The organism is Bartonella sp. W8167, from assembly GCF_016100335.1.
Lineage (GTDB): Bacteria > Pseudomonadota > Alphaproteobacteria > Rhizobiales > Rhizobiaceae > Bartonella > Bartonella apis.
Genome location: NZ_JACFSQ010000002.1, coordinates 139639 through 154823, shown reverse-complemented (window position 1 = coordinate 154823; position 15185 = coordinate 139639). Strand labels below are relative to the sequence as shown.

13 protein-coding genes are annotated in these 15185 nt (G+C 45.2%); 12 read left to right on the top strand and 1 reads right to left on the bottom strand.

The window, feature by feature from the left end:
• Positions 1 to 1228: 1228 nt before the first annotated feature.
• Positions 1229 to 1717: a DNA starvation/stationary phase protection protein Dps gene (gene dps, locus H3V12_RS07405; protein WP_075913591.1), complete on the bottom strand. Its 489-nt coding sequence runs from the start codon at positions 1715 to 1717 to the stop codon at positions 1229 to 1231.
• 914 nt (positions 1718 to 2631) lie between these two features.
• Here dps and tsaB point away from each other — a divergent pair.
• From tsaB to nusA, 12 genes are all read left to right on the top strand, one after another.
• Positions 2632 to 3300, top strand: a complete 669-nt coding sequence (gene tsaB, locus H3V12_RS07400) for a tRNA (adenosine(37)-N6)-threonylcarbamoyltransferase complex dimerization subunit type 1 TsaB (RefSeq protein ID WP_198214140.1) — start codon at positions 2632 to 2634, stop codon at positions 3298 to 3300.
• Positions 3297 to 3788: a ribosomal protein S18-alanine N-acetyltransferase gene (gene rimI / locus H3V12_RS07395; RefSeq protein WP_075869728.1), complete on the top strand. Its 492-nt coding sequence runs from the start codon at positions 3297 to 3299 to the stop codon at positions 3786 to 3788. Before tsaB ends, rimI begins: the two co-directional genes overlap by 4 nt.
• Before the next feature lie 31 nt (positions 3789 to 3819).
• Positions 3820 to 5184 (top strand): tRNA (N6-isopentenyl adenosine(37)-C2)-methylthiotransferase MiaB, encoded by a 1365-nt coding sequence (miaB, locus tag H3V12_RS07390; RefSeq protein WP_198214138.1) that lies wholly within the window; start codon positions 3820 to 3822, stop codon positions 5182 to 5184.
• 215 nt (positions 5185 to 5399) lie between these two features.
• Complete coding sequence (locus H3V12_RS07385) at positions 5400 to 6422, top strand: PhoH family protein (protein ID WP_198214350.1); 1023 nt, start codon at positions 5400 to 5402, stop codon at positions 6420 to 6422.
• Positions 6419 to 6892, top strand: a complete 474-nt coding sequence (gene ybeY / locus H3V12_RS07380) for an rRNA maturation RNase YbeY (protein WP_198214136.1) — start codon at positions 6419 to 6421, stop codon at positions 6890 to 6892. Before H3V12_RS07385 ends, ybeY begins: the two co-directional genes overlap by 4 nt.
• A 116-nt stretch (positions 6893 to 7008) precedes the next feature.
• Positions 7009 to 8019, top strand: a complete 1011-nt coding sequence (locus H3V12_RS07375) for a hemolysin family protein (protein ID WP_198214127.1) — start codon at positions 7009 to 7011, stop codon at positions 8017 to 8019.
• A 94-nt stretch (positions 8020 to 8113) separates the two neighbouring features.
• Positions 8114 to 9724 carry an apolipoprotein N-acyltransferase gene (gene lnt, locus H3V12_RS07370; protein WP_198214126.1) on the top strand — a complete coding sequence of 537 codons (1611 nt, stop codon included), beginning with the start codon at positions 8114 to 8116 and terminating at the stop codon, positions 9722 to 9724.
• 131 nt (positions 9725 to 9855) lie between these two features.
• A complete protein-coding gene (locus H3V12_RS07365; RefSeq protein ID WP_198214125.1) occupies positions 9856 to 10269 on the top strand; it encodes a helix-turn-helix transcriptional regulator in 414 nt (137 codons plus the stop codon).
• Positions 10270 to 10607: 338 nt separating this feature from the next.
• Positions 10608 to 11876, top strand: a complete 1269-nt coding sequence (gene metK, locus H3V12_RS07360) for a methionine adenosyltransferase (RefSeq protein WP_075915635.1) — start codon at positions 10608 to 10610, stop codon at positions 11874 to 11876.
• Complete coding sequence (locus H3V12_RS07355) at positions 11876 to 12595, top strand: tRNA (guanine(46)-N(7))-methyltransferase TrmB (RefSeq protein WP_198214124.1); 720 nt, start codon at positions 11876 to 11878, stop codon at positions 12593 to 12595. The genes metK and H3V12_RS07355 overlap by 1 nt, the downstream gene beginning before the upstream one ends.
• 196 nt (positions 12596 to 12791) lie before the next feature.
• A complete protein-coding gene (gene rimP / locus H3V12_RS07350; protein WP_198214123.1) occupies positions 12792 to 13484 on the top strand; it encodes a ribosome maturation factor RimP in 693 nt (230 codons plus the stop codon).
• A 42-nt stretch (positions 13485 to 13526) separates the two neighbouring features.
• Complete coding sequence (gene nusA, locus H3V12_RS07345; RefSeq protein ID WP_246784932.1) at positions 13527 to 15179, top strand: transcription termination factor NusA; 1653 nt, start codon at positions 13527 to 13529, stop codon at positions 15177 to 15179.
• Positions 15180 to 15185 lie beyond the last annotated feature (6 nt).

The window sequence follows — 15185 nt, the reverse complement described above, 5'->3', positions numbered from 1 at the left end:
ACGGCACATGGAGTCATATGTTGGAAAATGGTGCTCGTAGAGTGATAACATCTATAAACAACCTATCTGCCATCCAATTTGATCACAAACTTTGTCCAACAAGCTCCAAAGCGCCAAACCGGCCATAAAGGCACATATTATGTTACACGCCTCCATTAGCCCAGAAAGCCATATAACTAACCTCAACAATTCCAACGGCCCCGGTTTCGAAAGTTTCCGGTTGCACCGAGGCTCGCGCATAACGATGCCCACATTTCTCCCGTTCGTAGAATGTATATGCCCGGTGTAAGGTCCTAATGGTTCTTTTTCAATTTTTCATGGCTGTCATAAACAGCAATGAACGGGTGTAACAAGTATTCAATTATGTTTGTGTCTTGGGATCCTGCGGGGAGCCGGAATTTTTAAAGCGGTATCCAACCTGTGCGGAGCCTATGAAGCAAAAGATTATCGAAGGAGTAAGGGGGCATGCTTACCCCTCCGTTAGAGGTCGTCAGCGGTTAGCAGATTAGTAGAAATATTCGGTACGTCCCTGGCAATTCCGAGGTGCATTAATTCGGCAAGGTGTCAATTTGTGGAGCACAATTCAATGACGCGCGTCACCGGTGAAATCAAAGTATGAGTTTAGAAGATTGGCTCAATAGCATATTTTCAATTTTGAGGGGTGTCGACTGAGGAGAGTATAGTTGGTGTGTAACAGCTGATAGACCCTGCGTCATAAGTGTTTTCAGGGGGGGACGTCTAAAAGGGTATTTAATCCGTGCTTGTCGATCCGGAATACGTCAGTTCATCGACGAACACTTCAATATCCGCCTACTTCTGATTGTAAGACACCATTTCCGAAAATCGAGAAAACGCAGACGATCAAATTTTTGTAGCGATGCCATATTCTGCGGCAAGGCGTTGATAAATTACCAATAAGCATCGTTAAAAAGAAAATGCGTAGGTACGCGACGGAACGGGTAAACCATTGGCGAAAAATCATCCGGTTTCACCACAAGCCCGCCGCTTTAAATTTTAAATGAAAACTGCTTTTTGAATCATCCAATAAATTTTTGCGTTTATTATGCAGAGTTTGTTCAGAAATGTTCCTCCGTAGTATTCTGATAATTTTACTGCGTAAATTCGGCAAATCGCCGCGTTTATCGCAAAAACTTGGCAAATAAAAAGGAAGCAACAGAGCTGCTTCCTATATTTAAGAGATTTACTATACCACGTTAAAGCGGTTCGATCAGGCTTCCTGAACATGCGATTCAAGAAACCACAGGCTCTTGTCGAGCTCACGCGATGCAGCAGTGAAAATATCTGCCGTATCAGCATCTCCGGCTTCGTCAGCCTCGTCGATGGCTTTACGCATGTCATTGGCAGCGTCGCCATAACGTTCGATCAATGCATTAAGATGATCATGTACTTTGTAAATATCTGTCGGATAAGCCTTCAATTTCGAGGTACCGGCAACAGCTTGAACGGTTCCCAGCGCAGTACCCCCGAGTTGCGCAACACGTTCGGCAATGATGTCGACATGTTCATCAATCGCATCCCTAAAGCCGTCCAGCATTTCGTGAACACCGATAAAATTGGAACCCTTCAAGTTCCAGTGTGCCTGCTTTGTGATAAGTGCCAGATCAATCAATGTTGCCAGGTTTTTGTTCAACAAGGCAATTGCAGTTGTCTTTGTGTTTGACGGCATGTCATTACGGGTTTTATGAGTTTTTAACATATTGTCTTAATCTCCGCTTGATTTGAATTGCGTAATATTAAACGCACCAAACGCTAAAAAGTTCCGCTTGGAATTTCTACCCTTGTCAAGCATTCTCAAAGGCAGTGCGGTGATGCAAATATAGAATACACCTTTCCGGAAATATTCCAATCAAAAAAATAAAATAATTAGCGTTCCTTCGGTTGATATATTTCCATTATCAGCCACATAAACCGATTTTATAAAGGATATTTTTCTCAGAAAATTTTAGAATTAATCTAAAATATTTTTATTTTTTTAGAATGTTATCTTTTATATGAAATAAATATAAATCACTGTACGCTATGATAAAATTTTATATTTATTTTAATTTATATATATTATAAAAACAAACAAAAATAAAAATATCAATAGGTGCGATATTTTTGTTGGCGAAAATTCGTATTTTTGGATCAAACGCACTTTATGAACGAGATTGATAAGTGATCGCGGTCGAGTGCTGCTTTCTAAGAAAGATAAGAGCGGTAATCGTTTCTCTAGCCTTAAGATAAAACCCGTTGCAGGCATAAGATTTTTATAACCTTTTCTTATCCGGAATATAATGTTTATGTTTCTCTTTATAATCTCTTTCAATATATCTGAAGAATGATGACGGGGTAGCCTCCGAAATGAGACAATCCGATTTTTTTAAGACGCAAAAGCCGCGACGAAAAACGGAAAGATTAATAGATTAAAATAATCGGCGGTAGGGGCGTTAGCTATTTTCATAGAGGCAGCTCATGGCTTCGGTTTCGAAATAGGCAGAGGTTTTTGAGGATGCGTAGATATTTGTGAAGGGAAGCCATTGACACAGTGTTCGCAAAAGGCTCAAAAATTCGCCAAATTCGATCCCTCTGTTCTTTTGTTTCAATGAACAATGATTTAATAGACATTGAATGATTACATTAGCATTAGATACAGCTTCTTCAAATTGTGCCGTAGCGTTAATCAACGACGGTCGTGTTCTGGCGCGGGTGAGTGAAAACATCGGAAAAGGACACGCCGAAAAGCTTATTGATCAGATCATTGCGGTGAAAAATACGTCAGGGCTTGATCTCGACAAGGTTGATCGCATCGCAGTAAACATCGGTCCGGGGTCGTTTACCGGTGTTCGTATTGGTGTGGCAACAGCACGAGGTCTGGCTTTGGCCTTGAAAAAGCCGGCGGTTGGCGTGAGCTCGCTTGAGGCAATCGGTTTTGAAGCTCTTAAGCGCTTTCCGGAACACCATGTAATAGCTGTTATTGATGCCGGTCGTGACATGGTCTACCGGCAGGATTTTGACGAAAAGCTCGAACCGCTTATACCACCCGAGGTGAAGGCTTGCGAAAACGTTGTTGCGTCCCTTGATAATAAGGCAATCGTTGCAGGCCCTTTTGCCGAAACAATCGCTCATTCTGCAGGCATAGCGGAGAATCGGATTTTTTCTATTGCTGCACCGGATGTTATAAGTTTTGCAATTCTCTCGCAGTCGAAAAAGTCGGACGGTGCGCCGAAGCCGCTTTATTTGCGCGAAGCGGATGCTAAACCGCAAATGGGTTTTTCTCTTCCCAGGAAAAAGGAATGATAAGTTTTCCTTTTTCGAAATCGCGATTTACTATTGCCCCTATCACGTCCGATGATAGTGAGGCTCTACATGAAATACATAGAAAATCATTCTATCATGCATGGGATGAAGAAACCTTCACTTCTTTTTTGACTGATCCACAAATGTTCGGTTTTACTGTGAGCGTAATGGGTAAACCGGAAAAAATATTGGGATTTATTCTTTGTAGATTGGTTATTGATGAAGCAGAAATCATCACAATTGCTGTGCATCCCCGTTATCGTTCAAAAGGAATAGGGCGGACACTTATGGACGCCGTTTTCAGATATCTTTATCAGGAACGGGCAAAACAACTTTTTCTTGAAGTTGACGAGACGAATAAAGCAGCTCTTGCTCTCTATAAAAGTTCCGGTTTTAATGAGGTCGGTCGCAGGCCCGGATATTATCAAACCGGTAAAGGCCATAGTGATGCCTTGATCATGCGTAGAACCATTCAGCAAAATGATTGAGATTTCAAAGAAAACCGGATAGATATGCGTTATGAGTGAAGCAAAAGAAAAAAACAGCAATGCCCGTAAGGTTTATATCAAAACCTATGGCTGTCAGATGAATGTCTATGATAGCGAACGCATGGGTGATAGCCTTGACGCAGAAGGCTATGTTGCTACGCAATCTCCTGACGATGCGGACCTTATATTGCTTAATACCTGCCATATTCGTGAAAAAGCTGCCGAAAAACTTTATTCCGATCTGGGGCGTTTGCGCGTTATGCGCGAGGACCGCGATCCTTCAAAACCCTTGACAATAGGTGTGACGGGGTGTGTTGCCCAAGCCGAGGGGGAAGAAATTCTAAGGCGCGCCCCGACAGTTGATCTGGTGGTGGGGCCACAAACCTATCATCGCCTGCCTGAACTGTTACGCAAGGTGCACGAGGGCAAGAAGATTGTTGAAACCGAATATGCCGTTGAAGATAAATTTGCCCATCTTCCGCATCATAACCGTCAGGCTGTGAAAAAACGTGGTGTTACGGCTTTTCTGACTGTTCAGGAAGGGTGCGATAAATTCTGCACATTTTGCGTTGTGCCCTATACCCGAGGTTCTGAAGTATCGCGGCCTGTCGGACAGATAATCAATGAAGCACGCGAACTTGTTGATGCAGGTGTAAAAGAGATCACTTTGCTTGGGCAGAACGTCAACGGGTGGCATGGTGTTTCGCAAGATGGCAGTCAGTGGCGGTTGGGTAATCTTCTTTACGAGCTTGCAAAGATTGATGGTTTGAAGCGGTTACGTTATACGACAAGTCATCCGCGCGATATGGACGACAGCCTTATCGCAGCTCATGGCAATCTTGAAATGTTGATGCCTTATCTACATCTTCCGGTACAATCAGGTTCCGACCGCATCCTCAAAGCTATGAACCGCCAGCATAAAGCTGCCGATTATCTGAAACTGATTGACCGTATCCGTCAGGCACGTCCGGATATAGCTTTTTCGGGTGATTTTATCGTCGGTTTTCCGGGGGAAACTGATGAGGATTTCGAAGCCACAATGAAGCTTGTTGAAGAAGTCGGCTATAGCTCCGCCTATTCGTTCAAATATTCTCCACGTCCGGGAACACCGGGAGCAACGATGAAAAATCATGTTGACGAAAGCGTCAAAGACGAGCGCCTGCAACGTTTGCAAACTCTCATTCTTGATCAGCAGCACCGGTTTTTAAAGTCGAAAATTGGTGAACGTGTTGAAGTGCTTGTTGAAAAAGCAGGCAGGCATGACGGGCAAATGGTTGGCCGTTCGCCATGGTTGTTACCTGTTGTCGTTTCAACAAATGCGAAAATTGGCGAAATTATTCCGGTCGATATAACCAAAGCTCTTCCGAACAGTCTTTTTGGCAATGCGGTAAACTGACGATAACGTTTTTCAATTGGAGCGCTCGTCATCAAAGCGGGTTTTCTTTTGTTTTTTAGTCCATATATTGCTGACAGAAACGTTTTTTTGAGGAGATAAGGTTGAACGATTCAACCGGAACAAAGAAAACATTGAAGATCGAAGGAACCGGAAAGGTAAAAAAATCCGGCAAAGCGACGACTGTTGCTGCCACTGTTAAAACAGCTACATCCGATATGGATCATGTTGTACTTGTTTTCGAGGATAATCGGCAAGCAAATGTTGTCTTTGGGCAGTTTGACGAAAATCTGGCTCGCATCGAGCAAAAATTGGGGCTTGATATCCGTGCACAGGGAAATGAAGTGTCAATCAGTGGAAACAAGCAGGATATAGAAGTAGCTCGCCAAGCCCTTGATCAGCTTTATGAACTTGCTAAAACCGGCTTGCAACCGGGATTGCCGGATGTTGACGGAGCAATAGCTCTTGCTGCAACATCGGACGCCAGAACTGATCGGGAAAGCCCTGAAAAGGATCCGCCAAAAGTAACGCCGGCCCATATCTCCACACGCAAAAAAACAATCTATGCCCGCACGCCTACACAGGATGCTTATATGCGTGCGCTGCAACGAGCCGAACTGGTTTTCGGTGTGGGACCTGCGGGAACAGGTAAAACATATCTTGCCGTTGCCCATGCAGCGATGCTTCTCGAGCGAGGGCTGGTTGAACGGATTATTCTGTCTCGTCCGGCAGTCGAAGCCGGTGAAAGATTGGGCTTTTTACCCGGCGACATGAAAGAAAAAGTCGATCCCTATCTGCGGCCTCTTTACGATGCACTTTATGATATGATGCCGGCAGAAAAGATCGAACGCGCAATGGCAGCCGATATTATCGAGATAGCACCACTTGCCTTTATGCGCGGGCGCACGCTTGCACATTCGGCTGTTATCCTTGACGAAGCGCAAAATACAACGTCAATGCAGATGAAAATGTTTTTAACCCGCCTTGGAGAAGGTTCGCGAATGATTGTAACCGGGGATCCGAGCCAGATCGACTTGCCGTTTGGACAAAAGTCGGGATTGACCGAAGCAATGCGCATTCTCGATTCCATTGATAATATTGTAACAGTGCACTTTAGCCAAAAGGATGTTGTGCGCCATCCATTGGTGACGGCTATCGTTACAGCTTATGATCGGGATGCCCGTGCAAATGCAAAGAACCGCGCTTTAGACAATAACGGAAAAAAGAATTTATCAAAATGACAGTGCGTTATGACGTTGCAATAAATGCTGATGGCTGGCAAAGCGAACACAGTTTGAGAATGCTCGTTGATCGTGTGCTTGAAGCCACATTGCACGTGCTCGAATTCGACGATGCCGACAGCGAGCTCAGTCTGGTTTTTACCGACGATGCAAATATCCGTACGATAAATGCAAAGTGGCGCCACATAGACAAGGCAACAAATGTCCTGTCATTTCCCGCTTTTTCTATTCAACCGGGGCAGCGACCGGGCCCAATTCTGGGTGATATTGTTATTGCTCGTGAAACGGTTCAATGTGAAGCGCAGGAGGAAAATAAAAGCTTCGATGACCATTTAAGCCATCTTATTGTCCACGGGCTTCTTCATTTGACGGGATATGATCATCAAAATGATGAAGAAGCAGAACAAATGGAATCTCTCGAGAGAAAAATTCTCGCTTCTCTTGGTATTTCCGATCCTTATAATGATTGAGTAACAAGATGAACCTTGCTATTGGCGTTTTATACATATATTGAATTATATATGTTTTAATGCGGTAGCAAAAAGGTGAAGTATTTTACTTTTGAATATTCTAACTTTAAAAAGTCATGACAGAAAAAACAGATAAATCAATTGAAGACGAGTCTAACCGTTCATCGGCCGGTCAAAGTTCTTCACAATCGCGAAGCAGTGAAAAGAAGTCTTTATTTGCCAATCTTTTTTCTTTTATGCGTTCCCGCAATAATTCTACCTTGCGAGAAGATCTGACAGATGCCCTTTCCGATGGGCAGGGAGACGCGAATTCGCTGTTTTCGCCGGAAGAACGTCTCATGTTGAACAATATTTTGCGCCTTCGGGAAACCCGTGTAGAGGATGTGATGATACCGCGCTCGGAAATCGAAGCGCTTGATATTACAACGACGTTGGCTGAGACATTGATAGAGTTCGAAAAATCCGGTCATTCGCGTATGCCGGTCTATTCGGAAAGTCTCGATGATCCGCGTGGCATGCTGCATATTCGTGATGTTTTGAATTACATTACGCATAAAGCCCAAAGTGGAGAACAAGAAGGATGCCTTGATTTTTCCAAAGTGGATCTGTCGCAACCTGTCGGCAATCTCGATTTGATACGCAGTGTTCTGTTCGTTCCCGGGTCGATGTTGGCAGGGCAGCTTTTGACACGTATGCAGGCAACCCGAACTCAGATGGCGCTGATTATTGACGAATATGGTGGAACGGATGGCCTTGCTTCAATGGAAGATATTGTCGAACTTGTTGTCGGTGATATTGAAGACGAGCACGATGATGTCGACATGTCCATTATCAAAGAACCGGATAACAGGTGGCTTGTTGATGCCAGTGCCGATCTTGATGAGGTGGAAAAAGCTCTGGGACCGGATTTCAAGGTGGGCGAACATGGAGAGGACGTCGATACAATCGGCGGACTTATTGTTTCAACATTGGATCGGATACCGGCAAAAGGGGAAGTTGTAGAAGCGGTTCCCGGCTACCAGTTCCGTATTCTGGAAGCCGATAAACGCCGCATCAAACGGATCCGAATCCAACCTTTACAGAACCATCCAAAGCAGGAAAAGGAGAACACCCCGTCCGATTTATAAAACGGGTGTTTCGTATTTTCTTTCCTGTCACAATCAATCTTCTTGTCGGATGTTGAAATTACCAGAGGTAAAAGGCAAGTGGGGGAAACCGGACATGCAGATTTTGGCAGGAGTAACCACTTATATTGGAAAGCTTAAAGGCTCGAAACAGCATTTCGTAAGCTTTGTCTGTGGTGGAATAACAGCTCTCGCAACGGCGCCTTTGTACTTCTTCCCGCTGGCTTTTGTTACTTTTCCTGTTCTGGTTTTATTGCTTGATAAGGTTGCTGTCGCCTCCGGTTTGAAGCAGCGCTTCAAGCTCGGCTTTCTTACTTGTTTCAGTTTTGGCTTCGGCTATTTCGTTTTTAGTCTTTGGTGGCTTTCCAGTGCCATGCTGGTCGACCCCATAAGTTTCGGTTGGGCCATTCCTTTAGCAATTTTCGGGCTTCCGCTTTATCTTGCTCTTTACTGGGGGCTTGCAGGCGGGCTTGTTATTCTGTTTTGGAAAAAGGGGCTATCCCGTCTGTTCGCTTTGGCGTTTGCTCTCGGTATTGCCGAATATTTGCGTTCCACATTGTTTACCGGCTTTCCCTGGAATGCAATCGGCTACACAATTATGCCGACGCCGCTTTTTATGCAGTCCGACGCAGTGGTGGGTCTTTACGGAATGAATGCGCTCGCCGTGCTTCTTTATTCAATGCCAGCTACTTTTTATGACAAAAACCACCGGTGGCTTGCCTTAACAATCGGCGTTATTCTTTTTGGTGCGCATACGGGGTTCGGTGCTATCCGGCTTTATGAAGCACCTCCGATCAATGACTATGACAACGCCAACACGTGGGTAAGACTCATACAACCTTCCATTAAACAGGACGAGAAACTTGACAATCAGGTTCGCTATGCAATGTTTGATGCACATATGCAACTGAGCGAAAAACCGCTCACAAATGGTGCGCATGAACCTGCCTATATTGTCTGGCCGGAAACCGCAGTGCCCTATATACTGGACTATGTGCCGGAAGCAAAAATGCGCATCGCTTCTATTCTCCAACCGGATCAATGGGCAATTGTCGGGGCAGTCCGAAGCAGTGGCGCACCGAATGACGAAAACAATAAATATTTCAATACAATTGAAACAATTGATGGTAATGGCAATATTCTGTCGTCTTCGGACAAGGTGCATCTTGTCCCGTTTGGCGAATATTTGCCCTTCCAGAATTTTTTTGACAAAATAGGCCTTCATGCATTGGCTGTAATGGCAGGGGGGTATAGCAGCACGCCGATACGAAAAACTGTGAAGATGCCGGATGGTTTTGTGTTTCTACCGATGATCTGCTACGAGGTGATTTTTCCTGATGGTATGGACTATGAAGGTGAAAAACCTCAAGCGATTTTAAACGTTACCAATGACGGATGGTTTGGTGTCACACCGGGACCATACCAGCATTTCGATCAGGCTCGTTTACGTGCTGTTGAAATGGGAATTCCACTTATACGTGCAGCCAATAATGGAATTTCGGCAGTCGTTGACCCCTATGGGCGAATCGTGCGGAGTTTGGATCTTGATAAAATCGGTTTAATTGATGTACCAGTACCCTCTTCCATTGTTCCGATATGGAACATGAAAACAAAATTTATCCAAGCTTTTTCTGTATTTTTTATTATACTGATGTTAAGTTTAACGTTTGGTTTCGTAAAAAAGGAACACTCGATTGACAAGTGCTAATCAATGGGGTGTTATGCGCATGAAAATTGGTTCCAGCGGGGGACCGATACTAAAACCCCTAAATAACAAAATCATCTGCATTGGTTCAGGCTTATGAAGATGGATCAGTATTGACGCGAGAAAGTTAGATCATGTCCGCACCCAAAAAAATACCCGCCCCGACTGATGTTTATGTGGGAAGCCGCATCAGACTACGGCGAAATATGCTTGGGCTCAGTCAGGAAAAATTGGGGGAGCAGCTCGGCATTACCTTCCAGCAGATACAAAAATATGAAAAAGGCACCAATCGTGTCGGTGCCAGCCGCCTTCAGGCGATCTCCGAAATTCTTGATGTGCCGGTATCCTATTTTTTCGAAGAAGCACCGGGCACCCGTACGTCGGAAGGTTTTCGTGAGGGAGATAATAACTTCATGGATTTTTGTTCGAGTAATGAGGGAATTCAGCTTCTGCGTGCTTTTACCAATATCAAGGATCCGAAAGTCCGACGCAAAATTATCGACTTGGCAAAGGCACTTTCTGAAGACGAAAAATCGAATTCCTTGTAGATGCGTTCTTCTTCTTGTAGGTACGTTCTTCATTGAAGAGGCTGGGAAAAAGTCAGACGGTATTTTCCGATTAATTATTTAAAATCCAATTTGAAATTTATTGATTTTTTTAAAAGAAATTTCCGTGCTTTTGTCGCCGCACTATTTTTCAAGCAGACTTGATTGATAGCCCATATATCAAAATTACCATTTGAATGACAAATATCACATTTATTTCACGGTTCACGTTAAAACGGCATTGACGCAATTCGACAAGCTTGGCAAATAAGGCAATTGTCGTTTTTCGTTCCGGAGTATCCGGAAAGAATGCAAACGTCGTCTTTCTAGAGGGGTTTCCCGTGTCTCATCAGAATTATCTTTTTACCAGTGAATCGGTATCGGAAGGTCATCCCGATAAAGTTTGTGACCGTATTTCGGATGAAATCGTCGATATGATCTATAAGGAAGCATCCAAATCGGGTGTTGATCCATGGTCTGTCCGTGTTGCCTGTGAAACTCTGGCAACCACAAATCGTGTTATTATTGCCGGTGAAGTCCGTGTGCCTGATACACTTTTGAAAAAAGATAAAAACGGCAAGCTTGTCCATGACAAGAAGGGAGATCCGGTTATCAACCCGTCACGCTTCCGTTCAGCTGCCCGTCGTGCAATTCGCGCAATCGGTTACGAACAGGAAGGTTTTCACTGGAAAACAGTGAAGATTGATGTTTTGTTGCATTCCCAATCTGCAGATATTGCCCAAGGCGTGGATAACGCATCCGACCGTCAGGGTGAAGAAGGTGCAGGTGATCAAGGCATCATGTTCGGCTATGCTTGTAGAGAAACACCGGATTTGATGCCGGCACCAATCTACTATGCCCATAAAATTCTCGAAACATTGTCGATTGCCCGCCATCTTGACGAAGGCGAAGCAAGCAAGCTTGGACCGGATGCAAAAAGTCAGGTGACTGTTCGTTATGAAAACGACAAACCGGTAGAAGTGGTCTCCATTGTTCTTTCTACCCAACATATTGATCCGACATGGGATTCAAAGAAAGTGCGCTCGGTCGTCGAACCATATATCCGTCAAGCATTGAGCGATATAAAAATTGCCGACAATTGTAATTGGTATATCAATCCGACGGGAAAATTCGTTATCGGTGGTCCGGATGGAGATGCCGGTCTTACCGGGCGTAAAATTATTGTTGATACTTATGGTGGTGCAGCTCCTCATGGCGGCGGTGCATTCTCCGGTAAAGATACCACCAAAGTTGACCGTTCGGCGGCCTACGCGGCACGCTACCTTGCCAAGAATGTCGTTGCTGCAGGACTTGCCGATCGTTGCACAATCCAACTTTCTTACGCAATCGGCGTCGCGCAGCCTCTTTCGATCTATGTCAATCTGCATGGAACCGGCAAAGTTGATGAAGGTGTCGTCGAAGCTGCAATCCGCAAAGTTATGGATTTGTCACCATCGGGAATCCGCAAGCATCTCGAACTCAATAAAGCAATTTACGCAAAAACATCGGCTTATGGGCATTTTGGTCGCAAACCTGGACGCGATGGTTCGTTCTCGTGGGAGCGGACAAATCTCGTCAAGGCGCTGAAAGAGGCAATCAAGGCGGCGTAATGGACAGACATAAAGAACGGGCAAGCGAGGCTTTCTTCGGACGACGTCGGGGGAAGGCATTGCGTGCCGCCCAGATAAAACGCGAAGAGACATTGCTTACCGTTCTTGAATTGGATTTGTCAAAACCTGCACCTGAAAGGCTCGCCGACCTATTCAATAATTCCGGAGACGCAAAAAACAATTACGACGATATACGCATTGAAATCGGTTTTGGTGGTGGCGAACATCTCGCCCATGAAATGGATAGATTCCCTCAAACCGGTTTTATCGGTGTCGAGCCATTCATTAACGGAATGGCCAAAATGCTTGGTGCTTTGGAAGACAATCAAGACAGATTGAAACATATACGGCTTTATGATGATGATGCCACGCGGTTGCTCGACTGGTTGCCGCCATCATCAATTGCCGGAATAGATCTTTTCTATCCTGACCCTTGGCCGAAGAAGAAACACTGGAAACGCCGCTTCGTGAATATGAAGAATCTCGATCGTTTTGCGCGTGTTTTGAAATCCGGAGCCAAGTTCCGGTTTGCTTCCGATATTGATACTTATGTGAACTGGACACTTTTTCACTGTGCACATCATCCGGATTTTATCTGGGCAGCCAATGGGGCTGCAGATTGGAAATTGCCTTTTGAGGCCTGGCCGGGAACGCGCTATGAAGAAAAGGCATTACGGGAAGGGCGCGTACCCGCTTATCTCACATTTGTCAGAAAATAGAGGTAACTCTTCAAAATTATCGGGCGGAAATATTGCCTGAAGAACAGTCTTAAACATTCGAAATGTTCTACTTGAAAACAAAATTCATCAGGTGTATATTATAGAAAATTCTTGATCATTTGATGAAGAGTGGGTTTTCCGAGCCCGCTCTTTTTTGTTACCGGAATGGTTTGATTTATATTTGGAAAAGTTGGGTATGAGCGAGAGCGGACAAGCAAGTGATTTGGATGAACCGCGTCTTTTTGAAGAAAAAGGCGTTGAAGCACGTGTCGTTGCAATTGTTGCTCCGGTGTTGAAACCTCTTGGCTACCGGATTGTTCGTGTCCGCTTATCCGGTCTTAATGGGCTTACTTTGCAAATTATGGCCGAACGTGGCGATGGTACAATGACAATCAAGGATTGCGAGGAAGTCAGTGGTGTCGTTTCTCCTATTCTTGATGTTGAAGATATCATTGAGCGAAAATACCATCTGGAAATTTCTTCGCCCGGGATTGATCGTCCACTCGTCAGAAAATCCGATTTTTCGCGTTGGCAAGGCCATATTGCAAAAATAGAAACAACCGGAATGATAGATGGGCGAAAGAAATTTCGCGGGACAATTAGCGATGTCGATGAGGATGGTTTTGTTCTCAATACAGACAAGGCAGCCTATGGTGAAGCTTTGGCTGTGCGAGTTCCATTCAGCGAGATAGCTGATGCGCATCTTGTTTTGACCGATGATCTTATCCGTGATGCACTGGCAAAAGACAAAGCGTTGCGTCAGCAGCTTATTCCGGATGATGATCTTGGACCCGATAGCGGTTCTAAGAAACCGGAGAATTCGGGCAAGACACAAAAGAGTTTGAAAGGCGGGGACAGTCGAAAAAAGTCCAAGCCGGAAAAGAAATAACTTAGTCGATGCCGTGAAGCGGCACAAAGAAGGAGAGAATCAATGGCTGTAAGCGCTAATAGGCTTGAACTTCTGCAAATCGCAGATGCCGTTGCCCGCGAAAAGTCGATTGACCGTGAAATTGTCATTTCTGCAATGGCTGATGCTATCCAGAAAGCTGCGCGGTCACGCTATGGTCAGGAAACCAATATCCGTGCCGATATCAATTCCAAAACCGGCGAAATCAAGTTGCAGCGTTTGCTGGAAGTTGTCGACACGGTTGACGATTATGCGACACAGATTTCTCTGGAAGACGCAAGAAAACGCAAACCTGATGCTGAAATCGGCGATTTCTTGTCTGATCCGCTGCCGCCAATGGAATTCGGGCGCATTGCTGCCCAGTCGGCCAAGCAGGTCATCGTCCAGAAAGTGCGTGAGGCCGAGCGCGATCACCAATACGAGGAATATAAGGATAAGGTTGGCGAAATTGTTTCCGGCACTGTCAAACGCGTAGAATATGGCAATGTCATTGTCGATCTGGGACGCGGTGAGGCAATTGTTCGTCGTGACGAACTCATTCCGCGTGAGTCGTTCCGTTATGGCGATCGTATTCGTGCTTATGTCTATGATGTCCGGCGCGAACAACGCGGGCCGCAAATTTTCCTTTCGCGTACCCATCCGCAATTTATGGCCAAACTTTTCACTATGGAAGTTCCGGAAATTTATGACGGCATTATCGAAATCAAGTCGGTTGCCCGTGATCCCGGTTCACGTGCAAAGATTGCTGTCGTTTCGCGCGATGGCTCGATTGATCCGGTTGGTGCATGCGTTGGTATGCGTGGTAGCCGCGTTCAGGCTGTCGTCAACGAACTTCAGGGCGAGAAGATTGATATTATCCCGTGGTCTCCAGATGCGGCAACATTTATTGTTAACGCTTTGCAACCGGCGGAAGTGGCTAAAGTTGTTCTTGATGAAGATGCAGAACGTATCGAAGTTGTTGTGCCTGATGACCAGCTTAGCCTTGCAATTGGACGGCGTGGTCAAAACGTCCGTCTTGCTTCGCAATTGACAGGTTGGGATATTGATATCCTTACAGAACAGGAAGAATCCGAGAATCGGCAGAAAGAGTTTGCAAAACGTAGCAAATTGTTCATGGAAGCTCTGGATGTTGACGAGATGGTTGCACAGGTCCTTGCTTCCGAAGGCTTCGCTTCTATTGAAGAGATCGCCTATGTCGATCCGGATGAAATCAGCTCGATTGAAGGGTTTGACGAAGAAACCGCTTCTGAAATCCAGCAACGTGCGAAAGACTATATCGATAAACAGGAAGCCGAACTCGACAAGAAACGTAAGAAACTTGGTGTTTCCGACGAATTGCGTGAATTGCCGGGAATGACAACGGCGATGATGGTTGCTGTCGGTGAGGATGGCGTCAAAACGATTGAGGACTTTGCCGGTTATGCCGTTGATGATCTGGCCGGTTGGCGCGAACGTAAAGATGGCGAAACACAGAATTTTGCCGGTGTTCTTACACCGTTCGATATAAGTCGTGCCGATGCCGAAGCAATGGTTGTCGCAGCCCGTTTGAAAGCCGGCTGGATGACAGAAGAAGATCTTCATAAGCCGGAAGAGAACGATGGGGCGGAGGAAAACACACAAACGGCAACGCCTGAAGATGCTACCAAAACTGCCGAAACAGAAACACCGGCTGAATAGGAAAGA

Bases quoted from the DNA above. Each gene is read 5' to 3' on its own strand.
- dps (WP_075913591.1), bottom strand. From the start codon at position 1,717: ATGTTAAAAACTCATAAAACCCGTAATGACATGCCGTCAAACACAAAG.
- tsaB (WP_198214140.1), top strand. From the start codon at position 2,632: ATGATTACATTAGCATTAGATACAGCTTCTTCAAATTGTGCCGTAGCG.
- rimI (WP_075869728.1), top strand. From the start codon at position 3,297: ATGATAAGTTTTCCTTTTTCGAAATCGCGATTTACTATTGCCCCTATC.
- miaB (WP_198214138.1), top strand. From the start codon at position 3,820: ATGAGTGAAGCAAAAGAAAAAAACAGCAATGCCCGTAAGGTTTATATC.
- H3V12_RS07385 (WP_198214350.1), top strand. From the start codon at position 5,400: ATGGATCATGTTGTACTTGTTTTCGAGGATAATCGGCAAGCAAATGTT.
- ybeY (WP_198214136.1), top strand. From the start codon at position 6,419: ATGACAGTGCGTTATGACGTTGCAATAAATGCTGATGGCTGGCAAAGC.
- H3V12_RS07375 (WP_198214127.1), top strand. From the start codon at position 7,009: ATGACAGAAAAAACAGATAAATCAATTGAAGACGAGTCTAACCGTTCA.
- lnt (WP_198214126.1), top strand. From the start codon at position 8,114: ATGCAGATTTTGGCAGGAGTAACCACTTATATTGGAAAGCTTAAAGGC.
- H3V12_RS07365 (WP_198214125.1), top strand. From the start codon at position 9,856: ATGTCCGCACCCAAAAAAATACCCGCCCCGACTGATGTTTATGTGGGA.
- H3V12_RS07355 (WP_198214124.1), top strand. From the start codon at position 11,876: ATGGACAGACATAAAGAACGGGCAAGCGAGGCTTTCTTCGGACGACGT.
- rimP (WP_198214123.1), top strand. From the start codon at position 12,792: ATGAGCGAGAGCGGACAAGCAAGTGATTTGGATGAACCGCGTCTTTTT.
- nusA (WP_246784932.1), top strand. From the start codon at position 13,527: ATGGCTGTAAGCGCTAATAGGCTTGAACTTCTGCAAATCGCAGATGCC.